Annotated in this window: 19 protein-coding genes; 13 read left to right on the forward strand and 6 right to left on the reverse strand. The window is 63.5% G+C overall.

The genetic code is table 11. The features are described from left to right. Window positions 1-220: 220 nt before the first annotated feature. The 11 genes from coxB to rnhA all read left to right on the forward strand — a co-directional run bounded on the left by coxB (window position 221) and on the right by rnhA (window position 9612). Window positions 221-1105 (forward strand): cytochrome c oxidase subunit II, encoded by an 885-nt coding sequence (gene coxB / locus CRO48_RS01135; RefSeq protein WP_097135608.1) that lies wholly within the window; start codon window positions 221-223, stop codon window positions 1103-1105. Between the two features lie 18 nt (window positions 1106-1123). Beyond that, entirely contained in the window at window positions 1124-2788 is a 1665-nt protein-coding gene (ctaD, locus tag CRO48_RS01140; protein WP_097135610.1) for a cytochrome c oxidase subunit I, read from the forward strand. Between the two features lie 84 nt (window positions 2789-2872). Next, a complete protein-coding gene (locus tag CRO48_RS01145) occupies window positions 2873-3817 on the forward strand; it encodes a heme o synthase (RefSeq protein WP_097135613.1) in 945 nt (314 codons plus the stop codon). After that, window positions 3817-3957, forward strand: a complete 141-nt coding sequence (locus tag CRO48_RS32015; RefSeq protein ID WP_097135614.1) for a hypothetical protein — start codon at window positions 3817-3819, stop codon at window positions 3955-3957. Before CRO48_RS01145 ends, CRO48_RS32015 begins: the two co-directional genes overlap by 1 nt. 2 nt (window positions 3958-3959) lie before the next feature. Continuing rightward, window positions 3960-4565 carry a cytochrome c oxidase assembly protein gene (locus tag CRO48_RS01155; RefSeq protein WP_097135616.1) on the forward strand — a complete coding sequence of 202 codons (606 nt, stop codon included), beginning with the start codon at window positions 3960-3962 and terminating at the stop codon, window positions 4563-4565. Window positions 4566-4626: 61 nt separating this feature from the next. After that, a complete protein-coding gene (locus CRO48_RS01160) occupies window positions 4627-5505 on the forward strand; it encodes a cytochrome c oxidase subunit 3 (protein ID WP_097135618.1) in 879 nt (292 codons plus the stop codon). Window positions 5506-5804: 299 nt separating this feature from the next. Beyond that, entirely contained in the window at window positions 5805-6188 is a 384-nt protein-coding gene (locus CRO48_RS01165; RefSeq protein ID WP_097136056.1) for a DUF983 domain-containing protein, read from the forward strand. Then, on the forward strand, window positions 6157-6921 hold the full coding sequence (locus CRO48_RS01170) for an SURF1 family protein (protein WP_097135620.1): 765 nt from the start codon (window positions 6157-6159) through the stop codon (window positions 6919-6921). The genes CRO48_RS01165 and CRO48_RS01170 overlap by 32 nt, the downstream gene beginning before the upstream one ends. Window positions 6922-7060: 139 nt before the next feature. Then, window positions 7061-8068 (forward strand): 4-hydroxy-3-methylbut-2-enyl diphosphate reductase, encoded by a 1008-nt coding sequence (ispH, locus tag CRO48_RS01175; protein ID WP_097135622.1) that lies wholly within the window; start codon window positions 7061-7063, stop codon window positions 8066-8068. Between the two features lie 138 nt (window positions 8069-8206). After that, on the forward strand, window positions 8207-9175 hold the full coding sequence (locus tag CRO48_RS01180; RefSeq protein WP_097135624.1) for a homoserine kinase: 969 nt from the start codon (window positions 8207-8209) through the stop codon (window positions 9173-9175). Further along, a complete protein-coding gene (gene rnhA, locus CRO48_RS01185; RefSeq protein ID WP_097135626.1) occupies window positions 9172-9612 on the forward strand; it encodes a ribonuclease HI in 441 nt (146 codons plus the stop codon). The genes CRO48_RS01180 and rnhA overlap by 4 nt, the downstream gene beginning before the upstream one ends. Here rnhA and CRO48_RS01190 read toward each other — a convergent pair. The 3 genes from CRO48_RS01190 to CRO48_RS01200 all read right to left on the reverse strand — a co-directional run bounded on the left by CRO48_RS01190 (window position 9599) and on the right by CRO48_RS01200 (window position 11576). Then, on the reverse strand, window positions 9599-10126 hold the full coding sequence (locus CRO48_RS01190; protein WP_097135628.1) for a GrpB family protein: 528 nt from the start codon (window positions 10124-10126) through the stop codon (window positions 9599-9601). The genes rnhA and CRO48_RS01190 overlap by 14 nt on opposite strands. Window positions 10127-10195: 69 nt before the next feature. Then, complete coding sequence (locus CRO48_RS01195) at window positions 10196-10681, reverse strand: peroxiredoxin (RefSeq protein WP_097135630.1); 486 nt, start codon at window positions 10679-10681, stop codon at window positions 10196-10198. 67 nt (window positions 10682-10748) lie between these two features. After that, window positions 10749-11576: a protein-disulfide reductase DsbD domain-containing protein gene (locus CRO48_RS01200; RefSeq protein ID WP_176526614.1), complete on the reverse strand. Its 828-nt coding sequence runs from the start codon at window positions 11574-11576 to the stop codon at window positions 10749-10751. Window positions 11577-11766: 190 nt separating this feature from the next. On the opposite strand from CRO48_RS01200, the gene CRO48_RS01205 reads away from it, so the two are divergent. Both CRO48_RS01205 and CRO48_RS01210 read left to right on the forward strand, forming a co-directional pair. Beyond that, window positions 11767-12372, forward strand: coding sequence for a YqgE/AlgH family protein (locus tag CRO48_RS01205; RefSeq protein WP_097135635.1), 606 nt, complete (start codon window positions 11767-11769; stop codon window positions 12370-12372). A gap of 234 nt (window positions 12373-12606) precedes the next feature. Beyond that, a complete protein-coding gene (locus CRO48_RS01210) occupies window positions 12607-13668 on the forward strand; it encodes a zinc-binding metallopeptidase family protein (protein WP_097135637.1) in 1062 nt (353 codons plus the stop codon). A 47-nt stretch (window positions 13669-13715) separates the two neighbouring features. Here CRO48_RS01210 and CRO48_RS01215 read toward each other — a convergent pair whose 3' ends face one another. The 3 genes from CRO48_RS01215 to CRO48_RS01225 form a co-directional block, all read right to left on the reverse strand. Beyond that, window positions 13716-16628, reverse strand: a complete 2913-nt coding sequence (locus CRO48_RS01215) for an EAL domain-containing protein (protein ID WP_097135639.1) — start codon at window positions 16626-16628, stop codon at window positions 13716-13718. A gap of 7 nt (window positions 16629-16635) precedes the next feature. After that, window positions 16636-17286 carry a GNAT family N-acetyltransferase gene (locus tag CRO48_RS01220; RefSeq protein ID WP_097135641.1) on the reverse strand — a complete coding sequence of 217 codons (651 nt, stop codon included), beginning with the start codon at window positions 17284-17286 and terminating at the stop codon, window positions 16636-16638. A gap of 205 nt (window positions 17287-17491) precedes the next feature. After that, window positions 17492-18787, reverse strand: a complete 1296-nt coding sequence (locus CRO48_RS01225; RefSeq protein ID WP_097135642.1) for a M16 family metallopeptidase — start codon at window positions 18785-18787, stop codon at window positions 17492-17494. Between the last annotated feature and the right edge of the window lie 8 nt (window positions 18788-18795).

Raw genomic sequence — 18795 nt, forward strand, 5'->3', positions numbered from 1 at the left:
CTCCGAGATTGCCGGCCGGCGTTCGCGCGTTCGCGTTTACAAAGAGTTGGACGAAAGTTTGGCTATGTCCCGCCGAGACTTGTCTTTGCGCAAAAATGCCGCATGAGCAACGGTTCGTGGCTGTTGCGGCAAACCGGAAACTGTGATTTTAAGCAGTCAGCATAGCAGGGATTCTGCGGCAATCGTTTGATCCCTATCAAACGCTTTGGGGAGATATGTTGTGATTAACAAGGCTTTTGCAGCGCTGACGGCGGTATGCTGTCTGCTGTTTGCTTCGGGCGCCTTCGCAGACCAGCCGGTCGATTGGCAGAAGGGATTGCAGCCCGCGGCAACCTCGATCATGGAAGAGATCCGCTGGTTCGAACAGTACACCCTGTGGTTCATCGTTCCGATCACGCTGTTTGTTCTTCTCCTCCTGATCATCGTCGTCGTGAAGTTCCGCGAGGGAGCGAATCCGGTTCCTTCAAGGATGAGCCACAACACGGCCATCGAAGTCATCTGGACGATCGGTCCGGTAGTGATCCTGCTCCTCCTTGCAGTTCCCTCCTTCCAGCTCCTGACGAAGCAGCTTGCTCCCACCGAGGAGCCCGAACTGACGATCAAGGCAACCGGCTTTCAGTGGTACTGGGGCTATGAGTACCAGGTCGGCGAAAACCCGCTTTCCTTCGACAGCCTGATGCTGCACGATGCCGACCGCGCTTCTCTCGGCAAGGAAGACAAGGCCGTCTATCCGCGCCTGCTCGCCGTCGACAACGAAGTCGTCGTTCCCGTCGGCAAGCATGTCCGTCTCCTCGTCACCGGCGCAGACGTGATCCACGCCTTTGCGATGCCCTCCTTCGGCGTGAAGATCGACGCCGTGCCGGGTCGCATGAACGAGACCTGGTTCAAAGCCGAGCGTGAAGGCCTCTTCTACGGCCAGTGTTCCGAGCTGTGCGGCAAGGACCATGCCTATATGCCGATCGCTGTTCGCGTCGTCTCGCAGGACAAGTTCGACACCTGGCTTGCCGCAGCTGCGACCAATATCGGTGAGGCCAACAAGGCTCTGGTAGCGTCCATCGACGGCGAACGGAAATCCGTCGACGTCGCCCAGAACGCCGCGCAGTAATTCCAAGGGAGAGCCTCAATGGCCGGAACAACAGCTGCCCACGATGACCACCACGGTCATCACGACCACAAGCCCTCGTTCTTCGTCCGCTGGTTCCTCTCGACGAACCACAAGGACATCGGAACGCTCTACCTGATCTTCGCGATCTTCGCCGGCATCGTCGGCGGTGCGCTCTCGGTCGCCATGCGTGCCGAGCTGCAGGAGCCCGGCATCCAGATCTTCCACGGCCTGGCCGCCATGGTCTACGGCTTTGAGGGCGATGCAGCCATCGACGGCGGCAAGCACATGTTCAATGTGTTCACCACGGCGCATGCCCTCATCATGATCTTCTTCATGGTCATGCCGGCGCTGATCGGCGGCTTTGCCAACTGGATGGTGCCGATCATGATCGGCGCGCCGGACATGGCCTTCCCGCGGATGAACAACATCTCGTTCTGGCTGATCATTCCGGCCTTCCTCCTCGTGTTCCTGTCGATGTTCGTCGAAGGTCCGGCGGGCGCCTACGGTTCGGGCGGCGGCTGGACGATCTACCCGCCGCTGTCGACTTCCGGCCAGCCCGGCCCGGCGATGGATTTCGCCATCCTCGGCCTGCACATCGCCGGCGCCTCGTCGATCCTTGGCGCGATCAACTTCATCACCACGATCCTGAACATGCGCGCGCCAGGCATGACCCTGCACAAGATGCCGCTGTTTGCTTGGTCGGTGCTGATCACCGCGTTCCTGCTGCTGCTTTCGCTGCCTGTTCTCGCAGGTGCGATCACCATGCTCCTGACCGACCGCAACTTCGGCACGACCTTCTTCGCGCCCGACGGCGGCGGCGACCCGATCCTGTTCCAGCACCTGTTCTGGTTCTTCGGTCACCCCGAAGTATACATTCTGATCCTGCCGGGCTTCGGCATTATCAGCCACATCGTCTCGACCTTCTCGAAGAAGCCGATCTTCGGTTACCTCGGCATGGCTTACGCCATGGTCGCGATCGGCGCCGTCGGCTTCATCGTGTGGGCGCACCACATGTACACGGTCGGCCTGTCGCTCGACACGCAGCGCTACTTCGTCTTCGCCACGATGGTCATCGCGATTCCGACGGGGATCAAGATCTTCTCCTGGATCGCGACGATGTGGGGCGGTTCGATCCGCTTCACGACGCCGATGGTCTGGGCGATCGGTTTCATCTTCCTGTTCACCGTCGGCGGCGTCACGGGCGTCCAGCTTGCCAACGCCGGCCTCGACCGCGCGCTGCACGACACCTACTATGTGGTTGCCCACTTCCACTACGTGCTGTCGCTCGGCGCCGTCTTCGCGATCTTCGCTGCCTGGTACTACTGGTTCCCGAAGATGAGCGGCTACATGTATTCCGAGTTCCTCGGCAAGCTGCACTTCTGGGTCATGTTCATAGGCGTGAACCTCGTATTCTTCCCGCAGCACTTCCTGGGTCTGGCCGGCATGCCGCGCCGCTACATTGACTATCCGGATGCATTCGCAGGCTGGAATGCTGTATCCTCCTACGGCTCCTATATCTCGGGCGTCGCCGTGCTGATCTTCCTCTTCGGCGTCTTCGAGGCCTTCGCAAGGAAGCGCGTCGCCGGCGACAACCCCTGGGGGGAAGGTGCGAACACGCTGGAATGGCAGCTCTCTTCGCCGCCGCCGTTCCACCAGTGGGAACAGCTGCCGAGGATCAAGTAAGATCCATTCGAACATGGAGGCCGCCGGTCTGGCGGCCTCTCATATCAAGGGCCGGATGAGCCGGCCAAGCGAGCGACAGACGATATGGCAATCATCGATCATCACGAAGCGGCTGCGGACGGCGGGGATACGCTCCTCTCCGAGGCGACTGCGCGCGATTACTTCGAGCTTCTCAAGCCGCGCGTCATGTCGCTGGTCGTCTTTACCGCCTTTGCCGGGCTGGTGCTGGCGCCCGGCCACATCAACCCGATCATCGGGGCCATCGCCATCCTCTGCATCGCCGTCGGCGCAGGTGCGTCCGGCGCGCTGAACATGTGGTACGACGCCGACATCGACGCCGTCATGTCGCGCACCGCAAAGCGTCCCATTCCTTCCGGCCGCGTCAAGCCGCGCGAGGCGCTGGCCTTCGGGCTGACGCTGTCGGCCTTCTCGGTTGCGATCCTGGGGCTTGCGGTCAACTGGCTCTCGGCCGGGCTTCTGGCCTTCACGATCTTCTTTTACGCCGTCATCTACACGATGTGGCTGAAGCGCTCGACGCCGCAAAACATCGTCATCGGCGGTGCTGCCGGCGCGTTCCCGCCGATGATCGGCTGGGCCTGCGTGACCGGCGGCGTCTCGATCGAAAGCATCGTGCTGTTCCTGATCACCTTCCTCTGGACGCCGGCTCACTTCTGGGCGCTGGCGCTCTTCAAGATGAAGGACTACGCCGACGTCGGCGTGCCCATGCTGCCGAACGTGGCGGGTGAGAAGACGACCAAGCAGCAGATCCTGATCTACGCCGTTCTGACGGCGGTCATTTCCGTGGTGCCGAGCTGTCTTGGCTTTGCCAGTATCGCCTACGGCATCTTCGCGGCCGTGATGGGTCTCGTCTTCGTCGCCTATTCCGTCGGCGTGCTGCGCATGCCGGAAAGCGACCGCGTCATGGTGCCGGCCAAGAAGCTCTTCGCCTATTCGATATTCTACCTCTTCGCCATCTTCTCCGGCCTGATGATCGACCATGCCGTGATGGCGGCAGGATGGAGCCTGTAATGGAAACGGTCAGCCTCAGCGAAAAGCAGAAGAAGTCCCGGCGTGGGCGCAACGTCGCACTGGCCGTTGTGCTCGCGGTGCTGGTCGTCATGTTCTACATCATCACGCTGGTGAAGATCGCCGGCGGGATTGCAGGCTGACGATGAGCACGAGTGGAGCCGGAAACGAAGGAAAGCTCGGCAACGGCACGATCGTGACCGTGTGCCTCACCTTCGTCATCGCCATGCTCGGCATGGCCTATGCGGCCGTTCCGCTCTACGAGATGTTCTGCAAGGTCACCGGCTACGGCGGCACCACGCAGCGCGTCGAACAGGCCTCCTCGGTCATCCTCGACAAGAAGATCAAGGTCCGCTTCGATGCCAACACGGCGCCGGGCCTGCCCTGGAGCTTCCAGCCCGTCCAGCGCGAGATCGAGCTCAGGATCGGCGAGACGGTGCTGGTGAACTACAGGGCGCGCAACGACGCCAGCTTCGAGACCACCGGCCAGGCGACGTTCAACGTCACCCCGGCGGCGACCGGTGCCTATTTCAACAAGGTCCAGTGCTTCTGCTTTACCGAGACGACGCTGCAGCCGGGCGAGGAAATGGAGATGCCGGTCCTGTTCTTCATCGATCCGGCGATCGTCGATGCGGTCGAGACGAAGAACGTTCATACGATCACGCTTTCCTACACCTTCTTCCCGCACGAGAAGACGAAGCCGGTGGCTTCGGCATCCGATGCAGGGGGCGAGGCTTCGAAAAAACTTTAGGAGACACGCGTTTTTCGGCCTGCCGGAGGACGTCAACGGGAGACATTCGGGGATCACTGACATGGCGCAAGCGCACCAGAAGAATCACGACTACCACATCATCGATCCGAGCCCCTGGCCACTCTTGTCCTCGGTCGGTGCATTCGTGCTCGCCATCGGCGGCATCGTCTACATGCGCTATCACGCCGGCAGCTCGTTGAAGCTGTTCGGCATCGAGATGGCAAATCCCTGGATCCTCCTCATCGGCCTCGTGATCACGCTTTATGCGATGTACGGCTGGTGGGCGGATACGATCAAGGAAGGCGACGAGGGTCACCACACCCGCGTGGTTTCGCTGCACCTGCGCTACGGCATGATCATGTTCATCGCCTCCGAGGTGATGTTCTTCGTCGCCTGGTTCTGGGCTTTCTTCGACGCCAGCCTTTTCCCGGGCGAGGCGATCCAGGCAACCCGTGTCGAACACACCGGCGGCGTCTGGCCGCCGAAGGGCATCGAGGTTCTCGATCCCTGGCACCTCCCGCTCTACAACACCATCATCCTGCTTCTGTCGGGCACCTGCGTCACCTGGGCGCACCACGCCATCCTGCACAACGACCGCAAGGGCCTCATCAATGGCCTGACCCTGACCGTTCTGCTTGGCGTCCTGTTCTCCTTCGTGCAGGCCTATGAGTACGCTCACGCTCCCTTCGCGTTCAAGGATTCCATCTACGGCGCGACCTTCTTCATGGCCACTGGCTTCCACGGCTTCCACGTTCTGGTCGGCACGATCTTCCTGCTGGTCTGCCTGATCCGCGCCGCCCGCGGCGCCTTCACGCCGCAGCAGCATTTCGGCCTGGAAGCTGCCGCCTGGTACTGGCACTTCGTCGACGTCGTCTGGCTGTTCCTCTTCTTCTCCATCTACATCTGGGGTGGCTGGGGTGCGCCGGTCGCCCATATGTGATCTGCCGCAAGCAATACCGAAGACGGCCGCAGAGATGCGGCCGTTTTCATTTGGGAATGGCTTTGCCGGTCTCCGTGCGATCGGACAGGCAAAGCCTCTGCGCAGGACGCAGAGACCGCGCCGTGCCCTTGCATTTTGAACGTGCATGGCGTCAGGCTGGGCTAAAGCATGTCTCCCGAAAGTTGGAACCGGTATCGGGACAAAGGCATGCGAAATGACGAAGGCCTAAAGCGCCACAAGCGAATCTGAAAGATCGCGACGCGCTTTAGCGCGACCGGTCGCGTGGACGGAGTGCGATGATGAGCGAAGACAAGGCCCTGTACCCGCCGGTTGATCCGTTTTCGACGGGCCTGTGCGGCCATTGCCCCCGCTGCGGGCAGGGCAAGCTGTTCGACGGCTACCTCAAGCTGAAGCCGCGCTGTGCCGCCTGCGGGCTGGATTATGCCTTTGCCGAGGCCGGCGACGGCCCGGTCGTCTTCGTGCTTCTGATCGTGGGCTTCCTTGTCGTCGGTGCAGCTCTCTGGATGGAAGTGAGCTTCAGTCCGCCGATGTGGCTGCACTTCCTGCTGTGGATCCCGCTTGCGATCGGGCTCGGCCTTGCACTGACGCGGATGCTCAAGGGCGTGCTGGTCGCGCTGCAATACCGCAACAATGCCCGTCCCGGGGAAATCGACCGTGGCTGAACGGGCGGCGATAAAGGGTGGACGCGGCAGGGCGGTGCTCGCAGGCTGCGCGCTGGTCGCCTGCCTTGCCGTCCTTCTGTCCCTCGGCACCTGGCAGATGCAGCGGCTTGCCTGGAAGGAGAGACTTCTCGCCGACATGACCGAGCGGCGCCATGCCACACCCGTCGCGATCGAGGCGATCGAGCAGGTGAAGCGGGAAGGGGGCGATATCGAGTACCGGCCCGTCACAGTCACGGGCGTTTTTGACCACGGCCGCGAGCGGCACTTCCTCGCAACCTTCAACGGTCAGTCCGGCTATCACGTCTATACGCCGCTGCAGATGGCGGACGGGCGCTTCGTCTTCGTCAACCGCGGCTTCGTGCCCTTCGACAGGAAGGAGCCGCAGACGCGACGGGAAGGCGAGGTCGAAGGCGTTCAGGCGATCAGCGGCCTTGCGCGCGACAGCCTTGCCGGCAAGCCGTCCGCGCTCGTCCCCGACAATGATCTGGCCAAGAACATCTTCTACTGGAAGGATCTTTCGGCGATGGCCTCGAGCGACGGTATCGCGCCCGAAGCACTGGTGCCGTTCTTCGTCGATGCCGGCGCCGCCCCCAATCCCGGCGGCCTGCCGATCGGCGGTGTCACCCAGTTCGACCTGCCGAACAACCACCTGCAATATGCGATGACGTGGTACGGGCTGGCGCTGGCGTTGGTCGGTGTCAGCGGCCTGTATATCTGGCGCTCGCGGCGTTGAGCCTGCCCGGCCGCCGGTTGGCGCTTTCATCGACGCCGATTTGTGATAAATGCCGGTGACTTCGCAAAATTGCGATCAGGCGACTGGCGGGCACGCCTAAAAGCGCCCAAATGAACTGGACACCGGTGACATCCTGAACATGGCTTCTTCCACTGCCCTTTCTCCCCTGACGATCCGCCTCTGCGGCCCGCGCGGTTTCTGCGCAGGCGTCGACCGGGCGATCCAGATCGTCGTCCTGGCGCTGAAGGCCTATGGCGCGCCGGTTTATGTCCGCCACGAGATCGTGCACAATCGCTACGTCGTGGAAGGGCTCGAGGCCAAGGGGGCGATCTTCGTTGAGGAACTGGACGAGATCCCCGAGGAGCATCGCGCCCAGCCGGTCGTCTTCTCCGCCCACGGCGTGCCGAAATCGGTGCCGGAGGACGCAGTCGCCCGCAACCTGTTCTATCTCGATGCCACATGTCCGCTGGTCTCCAAGGTCCACAAGCAGGCCATGCGCCACCAGAGGCTCGGTCGCCACGTCGTTCTGATCGGCCATGCCGGCCATCCCGAGGTGATCGGCACCATGGGGCAACTGCCGGAAGGCTCTGTCTCGCTAGTCGAGACCATCGAGGATGCCGATGCCTATGTTCCCGCCGATCCCGACAACCTCGGCTTCGTGACGCAGACGACGCTTTCGGTGGACGATACCGCTGGCGTCATCGCGCGCCTGAAGGAGCGGTTCCCAAACCTGACCGCACCGGCGGCCGATTCGATCTGCTACGCCACCACCAACCGCCAGGAAGCGGTCAAGCAGGCGGCACCCGGCTGTGACCTGTTCCTCGTCGTCGGCGCGCCGAATTCCTCCAATTCCAAGCGGCTCGTCGAGGTGGCGCTCAGGGCAGGGGCGAAAAAGTCGCTGCTCGTGCAGCGCGCCGCCGAGATCGACTGGAGTGCACTCGACGAAATTCGTACCGTCGGGCTGTCGGCGGGCGCCTCGGCGCCGGAGGTCATCGTCGACGAAATCATCGAGGCGTTCCGCGCCCGCTACGACACGACGGTTGAACTGGCTGACACCGTGGAGGAGACGGAGAACTTCCTTGTGAACCGCGAACTGCGCAACATCGAGCTGACGCCGGCCGACATGGCCTTCGTCAACGGGGAATAGAATTGGCCGTCACGCACGTCGCGTAAAAGTGCGTTGCGATTTTGCGCGAAAGCATGTGCGTAGTATCAAGATCCGAAGCGCGGGAAACGATTCTGAAAGATCGCGTCCGTGCATGGCCTTCAAGCGTGAGCTAGAGATTTGGCAGTCTATACCGATATCACCGAAGACGACCTCGCCCGCTTCCTGACCAACTACGAGGCCGGGACGCTGCTTTCCTACAAGGGCATTGCCGAGGGGGTCGAGAATTCCAATTTCCTCCTGCACACAACGAAGGGCGCCTTCATCCTGACGCTCTATGAGAAGCGCGTCGATCCGAAGGACCTGCCGTTCTTCCTGGGCCTGATGCATCATCTGGCCGACCGCGGCCTGAACTGCCCGCTGCCCCTGTCGCGCAAGGACGGGGAGCTGCTGGGCGAGCTTTCCGGCCGCCCGGCCGCCATGATCACCTTTCTGGAAGGCACGTGGCTGCGCAAGCCGGCGGCGAAGCACTGCCGCGAGGTCGGCCGTGCGCTGGCCGAGATGCACGTCGCAGGCGCGGGCTTCCAGCTCACCCGCAAGAACGCCCTTTCGGTCGATGGCTGGCGACCGCTGTGGGACAAGTCTGCAGCCCGCGCCGACGAGGTCGAGGCCGGCCTGCAGGAAGAGATCGCCGACGAACTGGCCTACCTCGAAAGCCACTGGCCGAAGACGCTGCCGCATGGCGTCATCCATGCCGACCTCTTCCCCGACAACGTCTTCTTCATCGGCGACCAGCTGTCGGGCCTGATCGATTTCTATTTCGCCTGCAACGACACCTATGCCTACGACGTTTCCGTCTGCATCAATGCCTGGTGCTTCGAGAAGGACGGCTCGTTCAACATGACCAAGGGCATGGCGCTTCTGGACGGCTACGAGCAGGTGCGCCCGCTGAACGGGGCGGAACTGAAGTCGCTGCCGCTACTGGCGCGCGGCTCGGCGCTGCGCTTCTTCCTGACGCGGCTTTACGACTGGCTGGAGACGCCGCCCGGCGCGCTGGTCGTCAAGAAGGACCCGCTCGAATACCTGAAGAAGCTGCGCTTCCATCGCCAGGTGAAATCGGCGGAAGAATACGGCCTGGTGCATCGATGAAGCATGTGGACATTTTTACCGACGGCGCCTGCTCGGGCAATCCGGGTCCCGGCGGCTGGGGCGCGGTGCTGCGCTATGGCGAGGTCGAGAAGGAACTTTCCGGCGGCGAGCCGCAGACGACCAACAACCGCATGGAACTGCTTGCGGCCATTTCGGCGCTGGACGCGTTGAAGGCGCCCTGCGAGGTCGACCTCTACACGGACTCGAAATACGTCATGGACGGCATCGAGAAGTGGATCCACGGCTGGAAGAAGAACGGCTGGAAGACCGCCGACCGGAAGCCGGTGAAGAACGGTGAGCTCTGGCAGGCCCTGGACGAGGCCCGCCGCCGCCACAAGGTGACGCTGCACTGGGTCAAGGGCCACGCCGGCCATCCCGAAAACGAGCGCGCCGACGAGCTGGCGCGCATGGGGATGGAGCCGTTCAAGAGGCGGTGAGGGGAAAACCTTCCGCGTAAGCCTTGCCGAGGAGACACGCGATGAACTCGGTTTTCGCGGCGGTGTAGGCGTCACCGTCGTAAGGAAATTTCTCAGCCAGTTCGTGCTTCAATCTCGCATAGGCTGCCGCGGCTTCCGCATGCAGCCGCAAATGATTGCGAAATGCCAGACGCCGCGCGTGTGTCTGGTTTCCCGGTGGACACAGGTAGATCCGTTGCTGTGGCGTGCCGGATCGCCGCATGAAGGCCCAGACATCGTCGTCATAGCGGTTGCCGCGCGCTTCGTAGCCCAGGCCAACGAGTGCGGCGCTCGCCGCATCAATTGCGCGCATGTCTGGGAGGGTCACGTCGATATCGATCACGGGCTTTGCAGCCAAGCCCGGGACTGCGGTACTGCCCACATGGTCGATCACGATGACATTGGCGCCGAGGCTTTGACGAAGCTCGTTCGCGATTTCCTGGAAGTGCTGTGGCCAAGAAGCGTCATATGAGACGATTTCAACCAAAGTTGCCACGGCTTTGCTTTCCCTGCGCAGTCAAGCTGGAAATGCCCGCCGGCCGGGCATTTCCATGTGGCTTTGCCCTCAGAGCTGGCCGATCATTGCAGCGGCGGCCGAGACGGTCGCCTGGCCGGGGCTTTCCTCGACGTTGAGCGTCTTGACCACGCCGTCCTCGACCAGCATCGAATAGCGCTTGGAGCGCACGCCGAGGCCGCCTGCGGAGAGGTCGGCGTCGAGGCCGAGCGCCTTGGTGAAGGCGGCGTCCCAGTCGGCGATGAAGCGCAGCTTGCCGGCTGCGCCCGTGGAATTCGCCCAGGCGCCCATGACGTGATGGTCGTTGACGGCGACGACGATGATGTCGTCCACGCCCTTGGCGAGGATCGCGTCACGATTTTCGAGATATCCCGGCAGGTGGTTCAGCGAGCAGGTCGGCGTAAACGCGCCGGGAACGGCAAAGAGGACGACGCGCTTGCCGCTAAACAGGTCGCCGGTGGAAACGTCCGCCGGGCCGTCCGGGGTGCGTTCCTTGAGCTTCAGGTCGGGCAGTCTGTCTCCTACGGCAATCGTCACGATCGTTCTCCTTGGCTTTAAACGTCCGTGCGGGCGCACGGCGGTCGCCGCGGAATATAGGCCGCGCTCAATCGATGGCAAGTTGCATTTCCAGCGTCTTGCCGCCGCTCGCGGCGGTGAACAGGAAATCGGCTTCGGCGAGGTTCGCCGATTTCGGCCGGTAGCGCAGCGGCACCTCGATCTGATAGGCATCGCCCGCCCTAACCGGCGTGGCAGACGTGTCGAACTGGAAGCCAGGCGGGCCGGAGACGAAGACCTGCAGCGGCCGCTCCGTCGTCGGTTCGGGGGCGGTAAACGACACCATCAGCGCATCGCCCGCCTTGTTCCAGTGCGCATCGGTGACTGTGAAGCCGGGGGAGGGAGCGGCCGGCAGCGCTGCGATCGCAGCGGTGACGATCGCCCTTTCGACCGGGTCGGTCGTCGTCGCCGCCGTGACGTCGACCGACAGGTCGGCCTGGACGGGAATGCAGATGTTCTTGCACACGCCCAGAAAGATGGAGGCGGAAATGTCGCCGCCGTCGGCGGGCGCGCCGGTGCGCCGCAGCGTCAGCGGCAGGGCGACAGAGCGATCGTAACCGGCGTAGCGCGTGAAACCGTCGTCGAACTGCTTGGGCACCGGAAAGCCGACCGACTGCAGCGTCAGCCCGGACTCCTCCGAAAACGTGATCGACGGTGATATGCCGCTTTCCCCCGGATCGCGCCAGTAGGTTTTCCAACCGGGTTCGAGCTTGATGTCGAGCAGGGCCGGGATCGCACCGTCTGGCTCCTCGGGCAGCACCACCAGCCGGACGCCGCCGCCCTGCGTTTCGAACCACGGCGAACTCGCAGCCGCTGCGATCCCCGGCGACAGGGCAAGGGCGCAGAGACCGGAAAGGAGCAAACGAAAGCGTTTCATAAGATGTGCATGTAACGTCGCTCGGAGCGAGATTCCATCAATTTCCGGCAATTCCCGATCATATTCTCTTGAATGTCGCATTCGCCGGCCCAGTTCATGGAGAAGGGTGCTCGCCGAGCATCGAACAAAAGCGTCGCGGCGTCTAGAAGTCGCTTTTCATTTCGCCGCGAATTGATAGGCTGTTTGAATTATGGCGATGTCGGTCCTGAAGAACAGACGTGAACGGGGCTTCCTTGACGGTCAATTCCTGATCGCCATGCCGGGAATGCTCGACAAGAATTTCGAACGTACGGTGGTCTATATCTGCGCCCATTCCGACGATGGAGCGATGGGCTTCATCATCAACCGGCCCCAGCAGATGAGCTTTTCCGACGTGCTGCTGCATCTGCAACTGGTCGAAGAGGATGAACTGATCCGCCTCCCGACGCGCACGATCGACTTCCCGATCCGCTGCGGCGGTCCGGTCGAAAGCGGCCGCGGTTTCGTCCTGCACTCCGACGACTATAGTTCCGAATCCAGCATCCCCGTCAGCGACGACATCAGCCTGACGGCCACCCTCGATATCGTCCGCGCCATTTCGCGCGGCGAGGGTCCGCGGCGCGGCCTGCTGATGCTTGGCTATGCCGGCTGGGGTGCGGGACAGCTGGAAAACGAGATTGCCTCCAACGGCTGGCTGACCTGCCCGGCCTTCGACGAGCTGATCTTCGATACGCCGATCGGCGAGAAGTACGACCGCGCCCTTGCCTCCATGGGGGTCACCCCCGCCATGCTCTCGATGGAAGCCGGCCACGCCTGATACCCGTTGCCCGAACGCGGGTGGGCCGCCGCCCGCCCGGTGCACGCGCATGCATCAGATGCACCGCCGACATGTGTCGCGAGCCCTCTCGCCGAGACCGTTCGGACGCGGTGCCGCTGGGATGGTAGGTCGAATGGGGCGGATAGAAGATCGTGCGGGAACAGATGCCGGACAGGCGCGTTGAGAGGCAGCAATCCTCACAGCGCGGCATCCGGCCTGCCGATGGAGACCCCTATGCGGCTCTTTCAGTGCGATACATGCGGTCAGACCCTCCATTTCCGCAACCGCCAGTGCGTTCGCTGCGGCGCGCGGCTCGGCTTCGACACGTCGGACATGCTTCTGCACGCGCTTGTCCCGGTCGAGGACGGCAGCTTCGAGGTCGCGGGCAAACCGGGCGTGCGCAGGCGCCTGTGCGACAACGCCGCGATTGACGTGTGCAACTGGCTGGTGCCGGAGGGAAGCGAACGGTCCTTCTGCCTCGCCTGCATGCACAACCGCATCGTGCCGACCACCGATCCGGTGGGCCTGCAGCGCTGGCGGCGCATAGCGGCTGCGCAGCAGCATCTCTTCTATTCGATCCTTCGCTGGAACCTGCCGCATCCGACCCGGGAGGAGCAGCCGGAAAAAGGTCTCGTCTTCGACTTCCTTGCCGACGAACTGGACGCGAACGGCAATCTCGTTCCGGCGATGACCGGCCACAAGGACGGCCAGATCAGCCTCCGGGCGGCGGAGGCGGACGACGACGTGCGCGAGGCCGTCCGTGTCGCGATGGATGAGCGTTATCGATCTCTTCTCGGTCATCTCCGCCATGAGGTGGGGCATTTCTACTGGGGGCGGCTGGTCGCGGACGAGGAGGATCTCGCCCGTTGCCGCGCCGTCTTCGGCGACGAGAGCGAGGACTACGGCGCAGCACTTCAGCGGCATTATCGCGAAGGCCCCCCGGCCGATTGGGAGCAGAATTTTATCAGCCCCTATGCGAGCGCCCATCCGGCCGAGGATTTTGCCGAATGCTGGGCGCATTACGTCCACATCGTCGATACGCTGGAGACGGCACGTGCCTTCGGCCTCAACACCGATCCAGGGGGGCACGAGGAACTGGAAGCGGACGTGACCTTCGATCCCTACCGCGTCCGAAGTGCGGAGCGGCTGGTCGTCTCATGGGTGCCGCTCAGCGTCGCCATCAACGAGATCCAGCGTTCCATGGGGCAGCCGGACAGCTATCCGTTCGTGCTGTCGCCCGCGGTGGTCGAGAAGCTGGAACTTGTCCGCAGCCTGGTGGCAAAGGCACGGGGGTGACGGGGGAGGTGTGACGGCAGGCGTGAGGACGGAGGCTCGGCGGCCCGTCACGCCCGCTTCATCAGGGGAAATCGTTCCTTCAGCAGACGCAGCACGGAATCGTAGTTGATCGGCGGGCCGAAGAGGTAGCTCTGGCCGTATTCGCAGCCCATGCGCCCGAGTTCGATCGCATCCTCTTCGGTCTCGATACCTTCGGCGACGACCTGCATTTCCATCTCGCGCGCCATCGAGATGACGGAGCGGAGCAGCACCGTCCGCTTGTCGGAGCTGTCTCGCACCAGTGCCTTGTCGATCTTGATCGTGTCGAAGGGGAAGCGGGTGAGGTAGGCAAGCGAGGAATAGCCGGTGCCGAAGTCGTCAAGCGACAGCCCGAGGCCCGCCTCGCGCAGCTTGTTGAGCACCAGCCGCGCCTGCTCGGCATTCTCCATCACCACAGATTCGGTCAGCTCGAACTTCAGCTTGTGCGGCTCGCAGCGGGTCTTGGAAAGCACCGCGCGCACGTCGTTGTAGAGTTCGTTGTTGAGAAGCTGGGCGCTTGAGAGGTTCACCGAGACGAAGATCGGCAGGTCGCCGGTCTGTAGCTGCCAGTCCATCAGGTCGCTTGCCGCCTTGTCGAAGGCAAACGCGCCGAGTTGGCTGATCAGGTCGGATTGTTCGGCGATCGGGATGAACTCTTCGGGCGAAATGCTGCCGCGCTTGGGGTGCTCCCAGCGCATCAGTGCCTCGAAGCCGGCGATCTCCGCGTCCGCAAGCCGCACGATCGGCTGGTAGACGAGCGACAGTTCCTTGCGTTCGATGGCGCGGCGCAGATCCGTTTCGAGCTGCAGCCGGTCGGTGCCCATGGTGCGGAAGGCGGGGCGGAACGGTTCGACGCGATTTCCCCCGGCCTTCTTCGCGCGGTACATGGCCAGCTCTGCGTCGTTGAGCAGGCTGGCGGCATCCTGCTGCGGGTCGAGCCAGGAGACGAGCCCGATCGATGCCGTCAGGATGATCTCGCGGTTGGCGAAGTTGATCGGCACGGTGATCGCCTTGCTGACCGCGTCGGCGAAGTCGGCGACCTTGGCCGGATCGCGCTCGGAGAGCAGGATCAGGCCGAACTGGTCGCCGGAAAGCCGCGAAAGCGTGTCCTGCGGCTTCAGGAGGCGGCGCAGGCGCCGGGAAAGGGCGACGAGGATGTTGTCCCCGGCTGCGATGCCGAGCGCGTCGTTGACCTGCTTGTAGCGATCGATGTCGATCGCCAGCACCGTCGGCCGAACCGTCTCGCCGGATCCGGCGATCGAGAGCATGGCCTGTAGCCGGTCGAGGAAGACCTGGCGGTTCGGCAGGCCGGTAAGGTTGTCGTGCAGCGCGTCCTGCAGCAGCCGGTCCACCGAGTTGCGCTGCTCGGTGATATCGACGATCGTGCCGACGCAGCGGATGATCTCGCCGTTGGAGCCGAGAACCGGCCGGGCACGGATCGCCAGCCAGTGGTAGTGGCCGTCCTCTGCGCGGACGCGGAACTGGTGGTTCAGGCGGCCACGGCGATGCTCCAGGAGAACGTCGAGCGTGGCTCGGAACCGGTCCCGGTCGTCCGGGTGCAGGCGCGGCAGCCAGTTGCGCGCCGGCCCGTGCATGACGCCCGGCGAAAGCCCGAGCTGCGCCGAAATGTCGGGGATTGTGACAACGCGGTCGCGCGCCACGTCCCAGTCCCAGACCGTGTCGCCCGAGCCGGTGAGCGCCAGCGACTGCCGCTCCAGATCGGAGAACAGGCCCTGCTGGTAGGCGCCGCCGGTAAAGGCGTGCTGCATCACGGTGAAGCCGATCAGAAGCACGATCAGCACCAGACCGCCGCCGAGCGCGGGCTGGATGATGTCGTTGTCGAGCCTGCCCGTCACCGTCATCCAGGCGCCGAACAGCCAGACGAGGATCAGCGCCCAGGCGGGTACCAGCAGAATCGCCCGGTCGTAGCGCTTGAAGCCGAGATAGGCGATCAAGACGATGCCGGCCGAAGCCGTCAGTGCAAAGGAGATGCGGGCGATGCCCGAGGCAATCGGCGGGTCGTAGACGGCCACCCCGAACAAGAGGCCGAGGCCCAGGATCCAGGCCAGCGTCGCATAGGACAGGTGCGCATGCCAGCGGTTGAGGTTCAGGTAGGTGAACAGGAAGACCACGAGGCCGACCGAAAGCGACACTTCCGTTCCCGCGCGCCATATGCGCTCGTCACCCGCAGTCACGCTTATCAGCTTGGACAGGAACCCGAAATCGACGCAGATGTAGCCCAGAACCGCCCAGGCGAGTGCGGCCGTCGCCGGCAGCATAGACGTTCCCTTCACCACGAACAGGATCGTCAGGAACACGGCCAGAAGGCCTGCGATGCCGAGCACGATGCCGCGGTAGAGCGTGAACGCGTTGACGGTGTCCTTGTAGGCGTCAGGCTCCCACAGATACATTTGCGGCAGGTCCGGCGTCGCAAGCTCGGCCACGAAGGTGACGACCGAACCCGGGTTGAGCGTGATCCGGAACACATCCGCCTCGTCGCTCGGCTGCCGGTCGAGCGCGAAGCCCTCGCTCGGCGTAATCGAGAGGATGCGCTGCGAGCCGAGGTCGGGCCAGATGATCTTCGATCCCACCAGCCGGAAATGCGGTGCGACGATGACGCGGTCGATCTGTTCGTCGGAGACGTTGGTCAAGGCAAAGACTGCCCAGTCGCCTTCATGGTTCGGATTGGCAGCGCGCACCTCGATGCGGCGCACGATGCCGTCCGTGCCGGGTGCCGTGGAGACCTGGAAGGCCTCGCCGCGACCGGTGTAGATCTCCGTCGTCGCCGTGATGTCGAGTGCGGTGTCGTCACGGGAGATCTGCACCGGCTCGACGGCCCGTGCGCTCGTGGCAAGCGGCCCGACAAGCGAGAGCGCCGTCAGTAGGATAAGGGCCAGCGCCCGGCTGACGAACAGCAGTGACGGCACGGATCGGAATGTCATCGAAGCGTTAATTTCCTGTCGCCTGGGGGTCTTGCAGCCCTCTCTCCGGCGTGACCTGCATCGGCTGCTGGCTTCTGTCCCCTGCCAGCAGCGAATACATCAGATGGTCGCGCCACTCCCCGTTTATCTTCAGATATTCTCTCAGGTAGCCTTCGCGCTGAAAGCCGGCCTTTTCAAGGAGGCGGATGCTCCTCGTGTTCTCAGGAATACAGGCTGCCTCGACACGGTGCAACTGAAGCTCTGAAAAGATGTAGGGGATGGCCAGCCGGACGGCGGAAAGCATGTGGCCGCGGCCGGCATGGCGCTCGCCCATCCAGTAGCCGATCATGCAGCATTGCGCCGCCCCGCGCCGGATGTAGCCGATCGTCATGCCGCCAAGCAGGCGCTGCTCTTCCTTGAGAAAGAGGAACAGCGGCAAGGCCTGGCCGCTGGCGAATTCCTGCTCGTTGCGCACCACGCGCGCGCGGTAGGCGCTCTCAGAGAGTTCGTCGCTCCGCCATGTCGGCTCCCAGGGCTCGAGGAACTGGCGGCTTTCGGAGCGAAGCTGGTACCATTGCCGATAGTCGGAGAAGCGCGGCAGCCGCAGCATATGCGCGCCGCCTTCGAGCACCACGGTGTCGGACTGCCGCGACAGGAACCGAAATACCGACCGTGCCATGCATGTCTCTCCGTTGCGGCGAATGCGCCGATGCCGGCCTGGCTGCGCCAGCCTTAACAGAATGACACTAGGACAACGCCGGCAATCCCGTCAAACCGGATGTTTCGGGCCGCATCATGGCGCTGCACGGCGCAGGCAGGCATCGCCTCCACCGACGATGCGGCGCGCTGCCGGCGATCGCGGGCGAAGGCGATCGCGATGCCCTTTAGCTCGCTGCGCGCTGGGGCGCCTCGCCGCGCGACAGGGCGCTGACGATGTCGCCGGCCGCAGCGAGATGCTCCAGCGGTCCGATGGCAGACAGGGTGGGCTTGGTGTCGAAGAACAGGCGGCCGGCGAGATCGGTCAGCCGCGAGACGGTGATGCTCTCAAGCCGCTCCATCAGTTCATCGTTCGGGATAGGGCGGCCATAGAGCATCATCTGCCGCGCGATCTGGCCGGCGCGGGCCGCCGGGCTTTCCTGCCCCATCAGAAGCTGTGCGCGGATCTGCGCCCGTGCCCGGTCGATCTCCTGCTGGTCGATCCGGTCGGCGGACTTGCGCAGTTCCTCGATGATGACAGGCACCAGTTCCGGCAGGTTCTCGCCGCCGGTCGCGGCGTGGATGCCGAAGATGCCGGTATCGGAGAAACCCCAGTGGAAGGCATAGACGGAATAGCAGAGCCCGCGATGCTCGCGCACTTCCTGGAACAGCCGCGAGGACATGCCGCCACCCAGGATGTTGGCAAGGATCTGCGAACAGTAGAAGTCGCGGGCATGGTAGGCCTTGCCCTCGAAGCCGAGCAGCACCTGCGCATCCATCAGGTCGCGCGTCTCGCGCACGTCGCCGCCGGTATAGTGGGCGGTCTCGAGGACGGGCGTGGCGGATGGAGTCTGCGGCAGCGTGGAAAAACGCTTCTCCACGTCGGCAACGAAGTTGTCGTGATCGACGGCACCGGCCGCCACCACGAACATGCGGTCGGTCGTATAGTTGCGGCCGAGATAGCCGCGGATTTGCTGAGGCGCGAACGACATCAGCGATTCCGGCGTGCCGAGGATCGCCCGGCCGATCGTCTGGTCGCGATAGGCGACCTCGGAGAACTTGTCGAAGATGACGTCGTCCGGCGTGTCGTTGGCAGCGCCGATCTCCTGCAGGATCACCTGCTTCTCGCGAACCAGCTCTTCCTCGTCGAAGGCGGACTCCGTCAGTATGTCCGCGAGAATGTCGGTGGCGAGAGGGACGTGGTCCTTGAGCACGCGGGCATAGTAGGACGTCGTTTCGGTGGAGGTGGCGGCGTTGACTTCGCCACCGACGTTTTCGATCTCCTCGGCGATCTGCCGGGCCGACCGGCGTGCCGTGCCCTTGAAGGCCATGTGTTCGAGCAGATGGGCAATCCCGTGCTCTTCCGGCGTCTCGTTTCGGGAGCCGGACTTGATCCACACGCCGAGCGCGACGCTCTCCAGATGCGGCATGTTCTCGGTGACGACCGTCAGACCCGACGGCAGCCTGGTGCACTCAACTCTCATTTTCCGAC

The organism is Rhizobium subbaraonis (genome assembly GCF_900220975.1).
GTDB lineage: Bacteria > Pseudomonadota > Alphaproteobacteria > Rhizobiales > Rhizobiaceae > Mycoplana > Mycoplana subbaraonis.